Source organism: Sorangium sp. So ce426 (assembly GCF_051475585.1).
Lineage (GTDB): Bacteria > Myxococcota_A > Polyangia > Polyangiales > Polyangiaceae > Sorangium > Sorangium cellulosum_B.
In genome coordinates, this window is record NZ_CP150341.1 from 12,917,688 (window position 1) to 12,934,088 (window position 16,401).

10 protein-coding genes are annotated in these 16,401 nt (G+C 70.6%); 4 read left to right on the forward strand and 6 right to left on the reverse strand.

Going from position 1 to position 16,401, the window contains the following annotated elements:
- Positions 1–4: 4 nt before the first annotated feature.
- Both WMF44_RS48630 and WMF44_RS48635 read right to left on the reverse strand, forming a co-directional pair.
- Complete coding sequence (locus WMF44_RS48630) at positions 5–2,272, reverse strand: RHS repeat domain-containing protein (RefSeq protein WP_437296863.1); 2,268 nt, start codon at positions 2,270–2,272, stop codon at positions 5–7.
- The gene (locus tag WMF44_RS48635; RefSeq protein WP_437296864.1) at positions 2,269–4,020 is read right to left on the reverse strand and encodes a DUF6531 domain-containing protein; all 1,752 of its coding nucleotides are present in this window, start codon (positions 4,018–4,020) and stop codon (positions 2,269–2,271) included. The genes WMF44_RS48630 and WMF44_RS48635 overlap by 4 nt, the downstream gene beginning before the upstream one ends.
- A 639-nt stretch (positions 4,021–4,659) precedes the next feature.
- On the opposite strand from WMF44_RS48635, the gene WMF44_RS48640 reads away from it, so the two are divergent.
- Positions 4,660–5,205: a hypothetical protein gene (locus WMF44_RS48640; protein WP_437296865.1), complete on the forward strand. Its 546-nt coding sequence runs from the start codon at positions 4,660–4,662 to the stop codon at positions 5,203–5,205.
- A 13-nt stretch (positions 5,206–5,218) separates the two neighbouring features.
- Here the strand turns inward: WMF44_RS48640 and WMF44_RS48645 are convergent, their stop codons facing one another.
- On the reverse strand, positions 5,219–6,211 hold the full coding sequence (locus WMF44_RS48645) for a fatty acid desaturase family protein (protein ID WP_437296866.1): 993 nt from the start codon (positions 6,209–6,211) through the stop codon (positions 5,219–5,221).
- 189 nt (positions 6,212–6,400) lie between these two features.
- On the opposite strand from WMF44_RS48645, the gene fumC reads away from it, so the two are divergent.
- Positions 6,401–7,798 carry a class II fumarate hydratase gene (fumC, locus tag WMF44_RS48650; protein ID WP_437296867.1) on the forward strand — a complete coding sequence of 466 codons (1,398 nt, stop codon included), beginning with the start codon at positions 6,401–6,403 and terminating at the stop codon, positions 7,796–7,798.
- Between the two features lie 37 nt (positions 7,799–7,835).
- Here fumC and WMF44_RS48655 read toward each other — a convergent pair whose 3' ends face one another.
- The 3 genes from WMF44_RS48655 to WMF44_RS48665 form a co-directional block, all read right to left on the reverse strand.
- Complete coding sequence (locus tag WMF44_RS48655; protein WP_437296868.1) at positions 7,836–8,582, reverse strand: hypothetical protein; 747 nt, start codon at positions 8,580–8,582, stop codon at positions 7,836–7,838.
- The gene (locus tag WMF44_RS48660) at positions 8,516–9,793 is read right to left on the reverse strand and encodes an AAA family ATPase (RefSeq protein ID WP_437296869.1); all 1,278 of its coding nucleotides are present in this window, start codon (positions 9,791–9,793) and stop codon (positions 8,516–8,518) included. The genes WMF44_RS48655 and WMF44_RS48660 overlap by 67 nt, the downstream gene beginning before the upstream one ends.
- Before the next feature lie 510 nt (positions 9,794–10,303).
- Entirely contained in the window at positions 10,304–10,759 is a 456-nt protein-coding gene (locus tag WMF44_RS48665) for a hypothetical protein (protein WP_437296870.1), read from the reverse strand.
- Positions 10,760–11,242: 483 nt separating this feature from the next.
- Between WMF44_RS48665 and WMF44_RS48670 the strand changes: the two genes are divergently transcribed.
- Positions 11,243–12,670 carry a porin gene (locus tag WMF44_RS48670; RefSeq protein WP_437296871.1) on the forward strand — a complete coding sequence of 476 codons (1,428 nt, stop codon included), beginning with the start codon at positions 11,243–11,245 and terminating at the stop codon, positions 12,668–12,670.
- Positions 12,671–12,824: 154 nt separating this feature from the next.
- Positions 12,825–16,361 carry a PHP domain-containing protein gene (locus tag WMF44_RS48675; RefSeq protein ID WP_437296872.1) on the forward strand — a complete coding sequence of 1,179 codons (3,537 nt, stop codon included), beginning with the start codon at positions 12,825–12,827 and terminating at the stop codon, positions 16,359–16,361.
- Positions 16,362–16,401 lie beyond the last annotated feature (40 nt).

Sequence of the window (16,401 nt, forward strand, 5' to 3'; positions counted from 1 at the left end):
CGCGTCAGGTGGTGAACGGGGGGGTCGTGGAGCGCACCGTCCGGATGTTCTCTCGTCGAGAGTTTGTATCCTGGCTGCTCTGCGTGAAAGTACCGTCCCACCGACCCATCTTGTTCACCTTGGTCTCTTTCTTTTGATTCGGGCCGAGCACGCCGCCCTTCGCGTCCTCTCCGATGTTGGCCGGATGGAGGCCGAGCTCTCGGAAGATCTGCGCGCACATGGGGCAAGGCGCCATGCCCTCGCCATCCTCGTTCGTGGTCTCGATCGTCGCGCCGTTCCTGAAGCGCTTCTGAAGCTCGGCGCGCACCTCCTCATTCGTCATCTCAGGTTTCCCCTTCGCGGTTCGCTGGGCGTTTCCTTCGGCGCGGATCTGGCGCGCCATCTTGTGCAGCGCGTCCACCTCCGAGCACGTTGTGTCCCCCGTCGGGGTTTTCTGCGGCTCGCGCGCTCTCTGCGCGTTCTTGACAGCCTCGGTGATGGCGTCGTCCTTGCCGAACTTCTCGCGGTGAGCCTCTGCGTTCGGCCCGCCGCGCTCTCCCTGGCTCTTGCCCTCGATATCCGCCGCCACCCCGCGTCGGTTCTTTGGATCGGTGAAATCCTTGCCCTCCGGGTTCTTCCCGGCCGCGTTCCGGACGGTCGAGAACGGCATCAGCCCGCTCGGATCGACGAACCGCGTCGGCGCGTTGCCGGCATAGTCGAAGCCGTTGAACCCGCCGTCGAGCCCCGCCGGGTCCGCGCTCAGGTACCGGCCGAGCGCGGGATCGAAGTAGCGGTAGCGGTTGTAGACGAGCCCCGTCTCCTCGTCCTCGTACTGGCCCGGGAAGCGGAGCGGCGTGGTGGTCCGCCCGCCCTCCTTCACCTTCGCGCTGAACGCGGATCGGTCGAGCTCGCACACCACCTCGCCCGCGGGGCCGACCAGGCGCTCCGGCGCGCCCACGTCGTCGTTGAGGTAATGGAACCACGGGCTCTCCTCGCGCCGCCCGTCCGCGACGCGCGTGTCGCGGTGGGCCCAGGGGGCGTACCGGGCCTCCTCGAAGCAGTACGTGCGCTCCTCCACCACGGGATCCCCCGCCGCCTGCGCCACGCGCTTGATCTCGTGGACGAGCACGCCGCCGTCCCACACGAAGCGCACGCTCGACACCTCGCGCCGCCGCCCGTCGGGCGCTCGCTCGAGCGTGCGCTTCCCGATGCGTCGCGCGAACGGATCGTAGCTGAGCTCGACCACCCTCCCGTCGGGCTTCTCGACCGCGCCGAGCAGCCCGAGGGCGTTCCACCTGTACCGCGTCAGCCGCCCCTCCGCGTCGCGCGCGCTCGTGAGCCTGCCCGACTCGTCCCACGCATACGTGGTGCCGCCCTTCTGCACCAAGCGGTTCCCCGCGCCGTAAGCGCGCTGCTCGCCGTCCGGCTCGTGGAGGTTGCCCGCGGCGTCGTACGCGAAGCGTTGCCCCCGGCCCCGCTCGTCGCGGACCCCAAGGAGCTGCCCCGCGGGGTCGTGCTCGAACAGCCTCCGGCCGAGCGCGTCGTCCCACGACTCGACGAGCTCCGAGCACGGCCCATAGCGGAACGCCTGGTACACCGTCGTCCCCGGCGGGCGAGGGCCGACCCACTCGGGCCGGCCGGCGCCCGCGCTGGCCTGCCCGGGGTAGCCTACCCAGCGCTGGGCCATGCGGCCGAGCGCGTCGTAGACGACCTGGATGCGCCCTCCGTCGGGCAGCGCGCGGGCGATCTCGCGCCCGAGCGCGTCGTGCGCGACCCCGACCGCGGTGCGCCCGTCCAGCACCACCTGCGTGGCCCGGCCGCAGGCGTCCCGCGCGAAGACGGCCGAGTGGCCCAGTGACGTCGTCCGCTGCACCACGTTGCCCATGAGATCGTACGTCCGCCGCACGGAGAACGCTTCCCCCGACGCGATCTGCCGCTCCTCCACGACCCAGCCCACGGCGTTGCGCGTGAACGTGAGCTCCCCGGCGGGCGTGACGGCGGCGATCAGCTGGCCGCAATGGTCGTACTCGAACGACTCCGTGGCGCCGTCCGGCAGGGTGCGCTGGACCAGCTGTCCGGCCGCGTCATAGGTGAACTCCGTGAGCTCGCCTGCGCCGGTCTTCTCGTGGAGGAGCTGCCCGGCCATGTCGTGCCGATAGTACTTCTCCAGCCCAGCGAACGTCCGCTCGTACACCATGCGGCCCGCTGTGTCGTAGCGCATGAGGTACACATCCCCCCGCGCGTTCTCGGCCCGCACGAGGTGGCCCTCGCGATCGTAGCCGAGGCGGTTCACCTCACCGTTCGGGCGGCGGATCGCGCAGACTTGTGCAGGCCTCCCCGATCGAAGCGCGTCGAGGTGCCGTCCGGGTGGTCGACGCGCACGAGGTCCCCGTTGCGGTCGTGGACATAGCGGGTCACGCCCCCGTCCGGGTGGCGCACGGCGACGCGATCGCCCCGATCGTTGTAGGCGTACGACGTGATGTGCCCGAGCGCGTCGCGCACCGAGAGGCAACGTCCCCAGTAGTCGTAGACGTGCTCGGTGACGGCGCCTGTCCCGTCGATCTTCTGGATCACGTTGCCGTGCGCGTCGTGGAGGAAGCGCGTGCGCGCGCCGTTCGGCGCGACGGTCTCCGTGATGAGCCCCCGCGCCTCGATGCGGACCTCGAAGGTCGCGCCGATCGGATCGGTCCAGTACAAGGCGCCCGCAGTGCGCGTCACCTCCGTGACGCCGCCGCCCGGGTCGGTGACGCGCCGGATGTGCCCGTCCGGCTCGCGCTCGATGACGGTGGTGCGGCCCAGCGGATCGGTTACTCGTAGCGTGCGGCCCCGGGCGTCGCGGTCCCACGTCGTGGTGGCGCCGAGCGGGTCGGTGAACGAGCGGAGATTGCCGTTCTCATCGTAGGTGCGGCAGTAGACGGCCCCGCCGGATACGGCCTTGTCGAGCTTTCCGAACTCATTGGCGAAGTAGCGGTGCACGGTGATCGAGTCCGCCACCTCCGAGTACCCGTCGTCGCCGTAGACGAGCTTGCAGTGGTAGATCCCCCGGGCCTTCGTGCCATCGGCGAGCGTGTCGGGCACGCCCTTCGCGAGGCCCAGGCGCTCCGGATCGGGGTGATCGCCCCAGGTCTCGACGCAGCGGCCACGCTCGTCGTACCGGAAATGGAAGGTGAGATCCTCGGGATCCGTGCGCGACGTCAGCCGGTGATCGTCGTAGGTGTAGCGGCTGACGCAGCCCTCAGCGTCCGTATCGGCGACGAGGTCGCCGCGCTCGTCGTAGGTGTAGCTCCGGAGGGTCACCCACCTCCCTCGCTCGGGCGCGTTCTTGACCTCGAGCGCGGCGATGCGGCCGTCGGGCGTGCGCCGCACGCGCACGACGCGGCCGGCGGCGTCGGCGATCGACTCGACGCGCCCCTCGCGGTAGGTGAGCCGCGTCGTGTTGCCATGGGCGTCGCGCACGGCGGAGAGGCGGTATGTCGAGCCGTCGCGCTCGGAGAACAGATAGAACGCGCCTGCGGCGTCATCGAGCACGAACCCGCTGGCGTCGCGGGTCAGGACCCAGCCGTCGGGGCCGATGCCCGCGTCCCCCTCGGCGATGGGGTCGAACGAGAGCTCCGCGCCCGTGTCGGTCCACAGAACGGTGGTCTGGCGCCGCACCTCGACGGCCCACGCGAACGAGTGAACCCAGCCGAAGCCGAGGCCGACGTCGCGCTCGCGGGCGCTCGAGCTGTAGCGGCGCACGAACCGCAAGCCGAGGGCGCCGAGCAGCTCGAGGTCGACGACGGGATCGGTGAACACGCGGCCGGTGGCGACGTCGACCGGGTCGCCCTTCGACACCTTCCCGCTCTTCCTCGTCCCGTGGTGGTTCGGGCAGCCGGAGCCGTCGCCGCCCGCGCCGCCGCAGCCCGACTTCCCCCCTCCGTTGGCGCCGTTGCCCCCGTTGGAGCCGTCGGCGCCCTGGTCCTTGCCGCTCCCCTTACCGCCCTTGCCGCTGCCGCCTCCGCTGCCGCCGCCGCCGCCCATGATGAAGACGCCGGGGTTCATGCCAGGGATCGCCGGGATATTCGGGACGGGGGGGCCGTGCGCGCCATGGGAGCGAGCGTAACAGGGGGCACAGCACCTGAAAGGCGCATCCTCCCCCCACGGACGCACAGGAGAGCACGTCGACCCGATCGGGCAGCCGAAAGGTCCATCGCGCTGCCTCCTCGTCCGGCCTGCCTCAACGCGGTTGGCGTCTCCGTGTACCTGCGCGCACCTCCGTGCAATTTTGCGTATTCCAGCGCAATGGGCGATTTGCGCGCTCGAGGTTGCGGCAAGGGGTGAGCTGTCGGTATCGTGCGCGCCATTCGCCCACTCAGGAGCTCTGCCGTGCACAAGATCTACCTCGTCCTTTCCGCAGCATTTCTCGTTACCTCTACGGCCTGCTCGGATGAATCCGATTCCAGCGGTACGAGTAATGACCAGGCCAGCAGCAGCAGCGCTTCGACCAGCAGCGCCTCGGGCAGCGGCACCGGAGGCAGCGGCGGATCAGGGAGCACGGGCGTCGGAGGAGGCGGCGCGGCTGGGACGGGCGGTTCCGGCGGCGCAGGCGAGGGCGGCGCAGGCGAGGGCGGCGCGGGGACAGCAGGCGGGCCCGCTACCGGGGCCGGCGGGGACCCGGGCACCTCATCGCTGGGTTTCTTCGTGTCCACCCCGAGCGACAGCGGCGGCGATCTCGGAGGGATCGCCGGCGCGGACGCGATCTGCCAGGCGCTGGCGGCCGAGGTGGGCGCCGGCGGCCGCACGTGGCGCGCGTACCTGAGCACGAGCACGGAGAATGCGCGCGATCGCATCGGCAAGGGGCCCTGGGTCAACGCCAAGGGCGTCACGGTGGCCGCGAGCGTCGAGGCGCTGCACGCGCTGCCCGGGGGCAACCCGGAGCTCTTCGTCGATCACAAGGGCAACCGCATCAACGGCCAGTGGCAGGGCTCTCCCACGCCGAACGAGCACGACATCCTCACGGGCTCGGCGGCGGACGGCACGGCCCTGGCCGCCACGTGCAACGACTGGACGTCGTCCACCGCCACGCCTGGGCCGCAGGTGGGGCACTCCGACGGCCTCGGCCCGAACATGAACGGCCAGGCCCCCTACAACTCGTGGAACTCCGTGCACGCCCCCGCGGGTTGCAGCCAGCAGCAGCTCGTGGCGGTGGGCGGCGCGGGCCGTATCTACTGCTTCGCCGCGGACTGAGCCTTCGTCCAGCTCAGGCGGTCGCGCCGGGCTGGATGCCGTTCAGCGCCATCATCTTCCGCCGCTCGTCGTCCTTGTTGAGGCCGCGGTACCGCTCGTCGAGCTTCGCGATGTCGAGCTTCAGGATACGGCCGTACAGCGAGAGGGCGACGCCGACGATCGACGGGTGGCAGGCGGACTTCACCCGCTCATCGTAGTAGGGATACGCCGCCTCGTGGAAGCTGCGCAGGTTGTAGAACGGGATGCCCGGGAACTTGTGGTGCTCGTTGTGGTACGTGACGTTGTTCCAGAGGAAGTTCGTGACGCGCGCGCTCGTCCCGTAGGTGCGAGAGCTGTAGGCGTCCTCCCCCGGGAGCATCTCGTAGTGCTCGATCATCGAGGTCACGCTGGCGAGGATGGCGCCGAAGACGAACGGCAGGACATAGAAGAAGAAGAACACCTGGAGCGGCATGACCCAGAAGAAGAAGGCCATGAGCCCGTAGAAGCCGAGGAGCTCCACGTTCATCTTGACGCGCTGGAGCGGCGACAGCCGCTTCACGTACCGCGCCATGCAGCCGAGGAAGTAGAGCGGATAGGCGAACGTGTAGACGGCGAGGAGCAGGAGCCGCGCGAGGACGGGGTTCCGCGTGTAATCCGTGACCACGAAGTTGTCGACGTCAGGGTACGTGTTCGCGATCTTGTGATGATGAAGGTGGTAGTTCGTGTACAGCGTCACGCTCATGCCGGTCGGCGCCCAGCAGAGCAGGGCGATGACGTACGAGGCGAGCTTCGAGCGCGAGCAGCTGCCGTGCACGGCGTCGTGCGCCACGGCGCCGAGGCCGCGGACGAGGTTGGCGATCAACCACGAGCAGGCGACCCCGATCGGGATGGCGAGCGGGTGGTGCTGCGTCGCGTACAGCACCCACGTGACCGCGGCCCAGATGGCGAAATGAAGCGGGATCTTGAGCAGGTGAATCGGGTTGCGCCTGTAGGCAGCCTGCAGCAGCTCCCGCGGTACTGTGTCCATGCCGGCCATGCTGATCTCCGTGTTTCTCGCGCGTGCGCGGCCCGGAACTTCGCAAAAAACAGGCGGGAAAACAAGAGCACGCCCGCTTTTTGCCCCCGCGGCGCGAATGCGCCTACGCGCCTGCGCGCGGGCCGGCGACAGGGCTTCGCGCCGCTTGAGGGGCGCGTTCGCCGCCGCTAAGACGCGGCCATGGGGACGCGCATCGAGAAGGACAGCTTCGGGCCGATCGCGGTGCAGGACGACCGCTACTGGGGGGCGCAGACGCAGCGTTCCCTCGAGAACTTCCGGATCGGGGGCGAGCGCTTCCCGCGGGAGATGATCGCCGCGCTCGCCACCGTGAAGAAGGCGGCGGCGCTCGTGAACCGCGATCTGGGGCTCCTGCCGGCGGACAGGTGCGCGCTCCTCGTCGCGGCGGCCGACGAGGTCATCGACGGCAAGCTCGACGACCACTTCCCGCTCGTCGTCTGGCAGACGGGCAGCGGCACCCAGACCAACATGAACGTGAACGAGGTCATCGGGAACCGCGCGATCGAGATGAGCGGCGGCGTGATGGGCTCGAAATCGCCGGTCCACCCGAACGACGACGTGAACAGGTCGCAGAGCTCGAACGACGTGTTCCCGACGGCCATGCACGTCGTCGCCGCGCTCCAGATCGAGCGCCGCCTGCTCCCGGAGGTCCGCCGGCTGCGCGAGACCCTGGCGCAGAAGAGCGCGGCGTTCGCGGACATCGTCAAGATCGGCCGCACGCACCTGCAGGACGCGACGCCGCTCACGCTCGGGCAGGAGTTCTCCGGCTACGTGGCGCAGCTCGACGCCGGCATCGCCGCGGTGGAGCGCGCGCTCCCGCCGCTGCGCGAGCTGGCGCTCGGGGGCACGGCGGTCGGGACGGGGCTCAACGCTCACCCGGAGTTTCCGGCGAAGGTCGCCGCCAGGATCGCCGAGCTCACGGGGGCGCCCTTCGTCACCGCGCCGAACAAGTTCCAGGCGCTCGCGTCGCACGACGCCCTCGTCGCGGCGCACGGCGCGCTGAAGGTGCTCGCCTGCAGCCTGACCAAGATAGCGAACGACGTCCGCTGGCTCGCGAGCGGGCCGCGCTGCGGGATCGGCGAGATCACGATCCCGGAGAACGAGCCGGGCAGCTCGATCATGCCGGGGAAGGTGAACCCCACCCAGGCCGAGGCGATGACGATGCTGTGCGCCCAGGTGCTCGGCAACGACGTCGCGGTCGGCATCGGCGGGGCGAGCGGCAACTTCGAGCTCAACGTGTACAAGCCGCTCATCGTGCACAACGTGCTGCAGTCGATCCGGCTGCTGGCCGACGGCTGCGCGTCGTTCGAGGAGCACTGCGCGCGGGGCATCGAGCCGAACCGCGAGCGCATCGAGCGGAACCTGCGCGAGAGCCTGATGCTGGTGACCGCGCTGAACCCGCACGTGGGCTACGACAGCGCGGCGAAGATCGCCAAGAAGGCGCACGCGGAAGGGACGACTCTCCGCGAGGCGGCGCTCGCGCTCGGGATCCTCGACGGGGGGAAGTTCGACGAGATCGTTCGGCCGGAGAGGATGATCGGGCCTTCCGGGGAGGGGTGAGGCCGCGGCGGACGGAAGCGCCAACCGGGCGCGAGCCTCAGGCGTCACCTCGCACGAGCATCCCTTGGCGCCGCAGCTCGGACGCGATGAAGGGCGCGCGGTGCTCCAGGAACGGGAGATCGATCCCCTTGTTGCCCGGGCCGAGCCGATAGAGCTTCACGTATTCTTCCCGTTGTTGCCAACATTCACGACGGTTCAACATGGGCAGGGTGTTGTCGATCTTCGCATGCTGCGCGTTCGGCGCGCCGCGTCCTCGCTGAACGTGAAACGTCGCGAAGTCGAGCTCGAACCATCCTGCCTGCACCTTGAATGGGTCCACCACATCCAGCACATCCTTGGCCGTGTTCACGCAGGCGGCGCTCAGCCGATAGTTCGACCACTCGTAGACGAGGCGCCAGTTCGCCGACGTCGGGATGAAGTGGTCGACCGTCGGGCTTCCCGTCGCCTTCTCGATGTGCATGGCGAGGTACGCGCACCGCTGGCCGTAGAGGTCCATCATGTCGTCGAGCGTGCTCTTGCTGTCGGCTTCACGAGGCTGACGCCAGAGGGCCGGGAATTTCTCCGAAGGGATGTCCTCTTCGCGAGGGTAGGTCTTCTTCGGCTTGCGGCCCCCCTTGCCCTTCACAGGCTTGCCCAAGAGCCTCGCGATCGCCTCTTTGCCTCGCTTGCGAACGAGAGCATCGAAGCTGGGCGGCTCGGCGGCCAGGACAACCGGGATCACGCCCGCTTCCGCCTCGGCTTCGCCGGTGCCTGTTTTGCTCGACGGTCGCGGAAGTACCCCCATCGCACCCAGAACGGGTCGATGTCGGGCAGACCGGCGTCTCTCAGCGCCTTGTCCGCAGCGACGACGGCGGCGTCGGAGGCCGCCTCTCGGTCCATCAGCGCCAGAGCCGTCTTCACGGCTCGCTCGCCCTCGAGGGATCTGGGCTCCTTCAGATCGAACGCTTCGCTCGTGAGCCAATTGCCGATCTCGCCGTGGCGCACGTAGGTCCGCGGCGTCAGCTTGACGGAATAGGGCTTGCTCGTGCGGTCCAGATCGAGATCGAACCAGGCGTCCTTGTCGGCGTCAAAGAGAGGCTCGACCGAAGCCAGGACGAGCGGGGAGTGCGTCGCGGCGACGAGCTGGACACGCGAACCGTGTTGCCCGGTGAGGATGTCCATCACCTGCAAGAGCGCCGGTACGATGCGTCGCTGCCATTGCGGATGCAGGTGGGCCTCGATCTCGTCGATGAGGAAGACGACTTCTCTCGCCGGTGGCTCGCCGCGCACCTTCGCAGAGGCAAGGTGCTCCTCCCACGTCCAGATGAGCAGGTAGGCGAGCGCGATGATCCGGCGCATCCCGGCCGAGGCGTGGATGACGGCGACGTCTTCGCCGTAGGGCATGCGCAAGGTCGGGTACCTGAGCGGGTCGCTCACCGTGAGTTTGCGTAGATCGCCCGCTTGGAGCTTCTCCTTCTCGTCGCTCGATGGCGACAGCGCTCCGAGGACCTTGCTCAGGAGCTCGAAGGGACGGCTCTTCTCGCGTTGCCACGAACCCCAGTCGCGAAGCAGGCCCTCGCAGTATTGGTTCCCTGCCCAGACCTCGGACGCCGAAAAAAGGTAGGCGTTCGGGCGATCGGGCGCGTCTTCCGTCCAGTAGTTCCGCGCCGGATCCCAGACGGAGAACCCGCCGTCCACCTGCGCATAGAGGATGAGCCCAGGGATCGCGGGGCGACCCTGGCTCACGCTCCATCGCTCGGAGGCGGGGTCGTACTTGCTCGTGTAGGCGTAGGGCCTGGGTGTCTTCTTTGTGTACGAATACGAGATCGACGCGCCTCTCGTCGTGGGGACGACGGGGTGACGGGCCCACGTCCGCGTCAACGCCCACCACGCCACGTCGAGCAGGAAGCTCTTCCCGAGCCCGTTGTCCCCCGTGACGAGGTTCAGCCTCGGCGCCAAATTCATCGTCATCTCGGGCGCGGGGCCGACGTTCTTGAGGTGAATCGACTCAAGCATGGGCGCGGGTTCGCTTCATCTGCTTCGGGTTCTTGTCGATGGTGCCCGGCATCGTGTCGGCGGCGCGGCTCGCGAGCGCGGGGCAACCGTTGCCCGCGTCTGCCGACGTACACCAGAGGCCGCGGAGACGGCAACCTCTCTGTCGCAGGGGAAAGCGCTGGCGGGCGCCCGCAACCTTGCGATCGCACTGGGGGAGCGGAGCGAGTCGAAGCCCCACGTCCGCTTCATCAGCACGGCCCGCTCGATCTCGCCGAGCCGCCTCCCAGTGGCGAACGGTGCCTGGGGAGAGCCAGCGCCCTCTTCGGGCGCCGTGGGGGCTCTAGAAGCCGTCCGTTCGCCCAGAAACCCTGCCCAAGAACAAGGATCTCAGGGCAAAGCCCTGTTGAGAGCCTCCCGTCAGAGTTTTTTCCCAACCCGGAGGCTGTCGACAGCCTCCGGCCAGAGTTTTTCTCAACCCCGGAGGCTGTCGACAGCCTCCGGCCAGAGTTTTTTCTCAACCCGGAGGCTGGACTAAGGAACGGCCCACGGCAGCCGGACGTGCGCGCCGGGAAGGATCCCCTGCTCGCCAGGCAGGTTCCAGACCACCGGCGACACGGGGAGCACCACCGGCGCGAGCGTGACCTCATAGCGGTCCAGCTCGAATGTCGCGCCCGCCTCCGGAAACCCCTGCGTCGGGTCGTCGAGCCCCACCAGCGCCTCCGGATCCTCGAATATATCCGAGGACGGAAGCGCCGGCGCGCTCGCCTGCGGCAAGTCGCTCACCCGCTGTAGCGCCTCGTCGACCACACGCTTCCAGTTACGTCCCATCTGCGCGGACGGAAGCTCCGCTGCCAGCGTCTCCAACCGCGCCTTGAACTGTGCGTCGGACAGCACCGTCGCAGTCCGCTCTGCGGGCGACCGGGGCGGCGGCCCGACCTCCTGCGCCTGCGCCAGGCCAGGCGCAGCCAGCACCGCGAGCAGCGCCACGGCAGCTCCATGCGCTCTCCTGCACACCCTCATTCACCACCTCCTTTGCGCGCCTTCGCGCGGCTGACGGACATCCAGCGAGAGGTCGACCGCGCGGAGCGCCGGTCATTCCGGCCTTCCGCGCGGCGGCGGGGCGAGCCCGCCTCCGGGAACGGGCGGCGATCGACGTCGAGCGCCGCGGGGTTCGGGGGCGATCAGTGTACGCCCATCGCAGCTGCCCGGAAAGGGCAACACGCCCGGTGCGCGCGGGTGCGAGGCGGCGCGTTGACACCCTGTCGACACGTGGGATAGACGAAGGCGCCTGCCAGCGGCGCTGTCGCCGAGTTCGTCGCGATTCCTCTCGCCCGCCGGCCAGCACGGACGCCAATGACACCTTGCGCATGGACTCGTCGCGGTGCGGATCCTCGATGTGCCCGGCCGCGGCGCCGCGGGGGCAGCACGGCGCTGGACGGCGCTGCGCTCGCCGCTCTCCTCCTGGCAGCGGTGGCGCTCTGGTGTCCGCAGGCCAGCGCGCAACCCGCCCAGCAGCTGCCAGCCCAGCCTCCAGCCGCCGACGCGCTTCCGGTTCCCCCGCCCGCCGCGCCGACCATCCCGGTCGCGCCGCCGCCCGGCGCGGCTCCCCCCGGCGGCGCGCCGGCCACGCCACCTGCAGGCGCCGCGCCCGGCACCCCGGCGGCCGCGCCGGGCACACCGCCTACCGGCGTTGCGCCGTCCGCTGTCGCCGCACCCGGCGCGCCCGCCGCCAGCCCGCCTCCAGCAGGCGCCGCGCCTGCCGGCGCCGCGCCGTCCAGCGCCGCGCCGCCCGCCGCGAGCGCGGCCGCTCCGCCTCCTGCCGGATCGGCCGCCGCGCCGGCCGCTGGCGGACCGCCGTTCCAGCTCGCGATCGGCCGCCTCGTGCTCTCTCCCCTCGTGCTCGTGCAGGCGCAGGCCGTCCCCTACGTGGGCGAGGACGCCTTCCTCCAGGCGGGCGACGTCGCCGAGGGGCAGGGGTTCCGCCTGCGGCGCGCCCGCGTCGGCTTCGCGGGGAGGCTCGCCGGGTACGTGCCGTTCGCGGTCTCGGGCGAGCTCGCCGGGGGCGCGGACGGCTCGGCGCGGCTCTCCGAGGCGTGGATCGGCTACGCCCACTTCCCCTTCGCGAACCTCTACTTCGGCGCGCACGACGTGCCGTTCAGCCGCTCCGCGATGGCCGGCGCCGGTGAGGGCGCGCTCGTCGAGCGGCCCCTCGCCGTGCGCGCCATGGCGCCCGGCCGCCAGGTCGGCCTCCACGTCGAGGGGCACTTCCGGGGCAGGGCGTTCAGCTATTTCGCCGGCATGTTCAACGGCTTCCAGCGCTCGGATCAGTTCTTCGCCGGCTATGTCGAGAACGCCGCGAGCTTCGGCAACCGCTTCGACAACGTCGCCTACGTCGCGCGGCTCGCCACCGAGCCGCTCGGCCCCCTCCCTCGCTCGGTGCAGGACCTCGCCGTCTCGCGCCTCCGCGTCGGCGCAGGCGCGAGCTACTTCTTCAGCGACGGCGGGACGCGCGACATCCACGGCATTGGTGCCGACGTCCTGGTCCAGGCCGCGGGCGCGCACGCGCTGGCCGAGCTCCTCTGGAACCAGAGCGACCCCGAGAGCACCCCGACGCAGCCGCTCGGCCAGCTCGCCCCGGTCACGTCGATAGGGCTCGTCGGCGAGGTGGGGTATTTCGTGAAGCGCATCAAGCTCGGCGTGAACGCGCGGTTCGAGTGGCTCGATCCCAACCTCGATCTATCGGACGAGACGGACAGCTGGGCCCTCACCGCCGGCGCGAGCTACCACTTCATCGACAACACGCTCAAGGCGCAGGTCGACTTCACCCACCGGCAGGAGCGCCACGGCATAGCGCTGGACAACGACGCCGTGGCGCTGCAGCTGCAGCTCAACCTCTAGGACACCGATCACGTTGATCGAGCGAGAAATGAGCCGCCAAGGCGCCAAGGACGCCAAGAACAAAACACAATCTTGGCGTCCTTGGCGCGCTTGGCGGTTCAAATTCCTGTTCTTTTCTGGGGTTTCAACCCGTTTGTCGCTCTAGCAGTCCGCCATGCGAAAACGCCGCTCCGCCCTCGCGTTGGTCGCCCTCCTCGGCCCGGTCGGCCTGGTCGGTTGCGACGATCCGAACCTCCTGCGCGCCAAGCCGATCGAGAACCGGTTCGAGCTGGTCGGCGGCCCGGTGGCGATGGCCGATGTCGGCGATTTCCTCCTGGAAAACGACGAGATCCGGGTCGCGATCCTCGGCCCCCGCCACTCGCCGGGGCCGGGCGTCTACGGCGGCTCGCTTGTCGACGCCGACCTGCGCCGCCCCGATCCGCGCTTCGCGAGCGCGTCGGGCCGCGACCGCTTCGCCGAGTCGTTCCCGGTCGCCAACCTGCTCGTGCCCGATCCGGGCGCCACCGAGGTCTTCGTTGTCAACGACGGCTCGGACGGGCAGGAGGCGGTCGTCCGGGTCGAGGGCGACGGCGGCTTCCTCTTCCACGCGCTCGGCGTGCTGAAGACCCAGGAGGACCTGCTCGGCCTCCTGTTCGACGGCCTCAAGCCGGCGATGCGCTTCCGCACCGACTACGTCCTGCGCCCGGGCGAGCGGTTCGTCACGATCCGCACGACGCTCCTCCTGCCGGACGAGGTGCTCGGGTGCCCGAGCGTCGCCTCGTGCGCGCTCGAGTGCGAGGACGGCCTCGCGGCGGGCGACGACGGCTGCCCCGCGTGCGCCTGCGGGGAGCCGCTCTCGCTCGACAACTACGCGGGCCCCTCGGACATCTTCAGGGGCATCCTTGGCGACGAGCGGAACGGAGATCCCGAGCGCAAGGGCGGGATCGTCGCCGGCGATTTCGTCTTCTTCGGCAACCAGAACGACATCTTCGGCCCCGGCATGGGCTTCGACGAGGAGAAGGCGGTGTTCGACGCCCTCTTCGCCGGCCGGGACACGTTCCAGCAGCCGCTCGGCTTCGACTTCGTCGCCGCGGCGGGCGGCGACGTCAGCTACGGCTATTTCACGAAGGCGACGGAGGGCGGCCCGCCTTCCACGGTCAACGTCCCCGTCTTCACGAGCGCGGCGACGGCCTTCCTGAGCGCCGGGCGGAGCTGCCTCGCGGCGGGTTCCGACGACGAGGCGTGCGACAGGAAGCGGTCGTTCACCTACGAGCGCTACTTCGCCGTGGGCGAGGGCGACGTCGCGAGCGTCGCCGAGGTGGTCTACGGCGCCCGGGGCACGCCGACCGGATCGCTCGAGGGCGCCGTGCGGTGGCGGTCGACGGGCGCGCCCGTGCCGAACGCGCGGGTCCACGTCTTCCGCGACCCCGACCCGGGCGCCGCCTTCGCGAGCGTCGACGCGCTCGTCGAGGCGAACCTCGCGCGCTCGGGGGACGTGGGGCTGCTCAGCTCCATCGACGCCGACCTCGGGCTCGATCCGGTGGAGGACGGTGACTTCCACGCGCGGCTCGCGCCCGGCGGCTACCTGCTCGTCGCCGAGAACCCCGAGGGCACCGCCGTGTCGGCGCCGATCCGCGTGGCGCTCGGCGCCGGGGCCACGGTCTCGGTGGCGGCGGAGCTGCCGAGCCCCGCGCGGATCGCGTACCGGGTGGTCGACGAGGGCGGCCGGCTCGCGCCAGCCAAGCTGACGTTCGTCGCGCTCGACGCCGCGGGGCTGCCGCTCGAGGGCGACGGCACGAGGCGGGTCTACCTCGGCCACGGCCGCCTCGGCAGCGGCGTCCGGCAGATCGAGCGATCGGCGACGGGCGAGGGCGCTGTCGAGATCGAGCCCGGGCGCTACCGCGTCCTCGCCACGCGCGGGCCCGAGTTCGGCCGGTTCGAGATCCCCGACCTCGAGGTGCGCGCCGGGGAGGTCCGGCGGATCGAGGCGGTCGTGCCGCGCGAGGTCGACTCGACGGGCTGGATGTCGATCGACATGCACCTGCACCAGCGCCCGAGCTTCGACAGCGGCCTGCCGCTCGAGGAGCGGGTGACCTCGGCGGTCGTCGAGGGGCTCGACGTCGCGGTGACCACCGACCACGACGTGCACACGGATCTCGCGCCCGCGGTGAGGCAGCTGGGGCTCGAGCCGCACCTGAAGACGGCGGTCGGCGCCGAGGTCTCGACGCTCGAGCTCGGGCACTTCATCGGCTTCCCGCTCCGCTACGACGAGCTCGACGTGCCGGATCACGGCGCCTTCGACTGGGTCTGCCGCGCGGGCGGGGACGTGATCGACGGGGTGCGCGGCACGGCGGCGGAGGGCGAGGACGCGCTCGTGATCGTCGCTCATCCGCGCGACGGGTTCATCGGGTACATCGACCAGCTCGGCGTCGACCCCTTCACGCTGCGCCGGTCGATCCCGACGCTCGAGGCGAGCAACCCGCTGTTCCAGGCGGGCAGCTGCGATTTCGACGCGATGGAGGTCTTCAACGGGAAGCGGCTCGATCTGCTCCGGACCCCCACCGTGCAGGAGGTCGTCGATTTCAACCGGTGCCTGTCCCGGATCGACGCCGCGAACGACGAGGCGTCGCTCCGCGCGGCGTGCGCCGAGCTCCCTTTCGGCCTGCCGGCGTGCAAGCCTGGCGAGCGGTACGCGGCGTGCCAGCAGCGCGCCCGCTCGGCGCTCGCCTGGAGCGTGACCAAGCGGATCCTGACGAGGACACCCGAGGAGCAGGACGCCGTCTGGGACTTCGACAGGACCGCGGCCGACGGGGAGGCGCTCTGCCTTGGAGGTGAGGGCGGCGCGGTCCCGCCGGAGGACGCGGATCGGCCGTGCACCTTCCACGCGGGCCAGGTCGACGACCTGTTCCGCTACCTCGACCACGGCTTCTCGCCGACGCAGGTGGGGAGCAGCGACAGCCACGGCGCCTCGCTGGAGCCCGGCTTCCCGCGCACCTATTTCCGCTCGCGGACCGACCAGCCGGCGGCGCTCGATCTCGAGGAGGCGACCGGGGCGCTCCGCGCGGGCAGCGCGTTCGCGACCTACGGGCCATTCCTCCGCGCGAGCGTGGGCGGCGCGACGTTCGGCGGCGTGGCGCGCGCCCCGGGCGACACGGTGCCGCTCGACCTGCGGATCGAGACGGCGAGCTGGTTCGGCGTGGATCGTGTCGAGGTCTACGTGAGCGGCCGCCTTGTCCGGGTGCTCGAGCCGCCTTCGGGGCCGTCGGCGATCGTGGACGTCGACGAGCGGCTCGAGTTGCCGGCGCCGCCGTCGGACGGCTGGGTCGTCGTGGTGGCGATGGGCCTGCGCGACGAGAACCTCCTCACGCCGGTCGCGCTGCCGGTGTCGTTCGGCGAGCTCCAGCTGCCCCGGGTCGCGAGCCTCGCGTTCACGCAGGTCGAGGCGCTCTCCCGGTTCTTCACGGCGTCGCCGCCGGTCCCCGACTGGTACCCGGTGGTGCCCTACGCGGTCACGAACCCCATCTTCCTCGATCGCGACGGCAACGGCGCCTACGACGCCCCGCGCGGCCCGCCCCCGTTCTGCGCGAGGCCGTGCGACCCGGCCGTGCTCGATCCGTCGCAGTGCCCGGAAGGGCAGCAGTGCCTGGTGAACGAGCGCGTCTGCGGGATCTTCGTGCTGGGCCGCTGCGAGGGCAAGCAGGCGTCGCCGTAGCGCCCAAACGATGGCCGCGCGCGCGCGGCCCGCGCGCAGA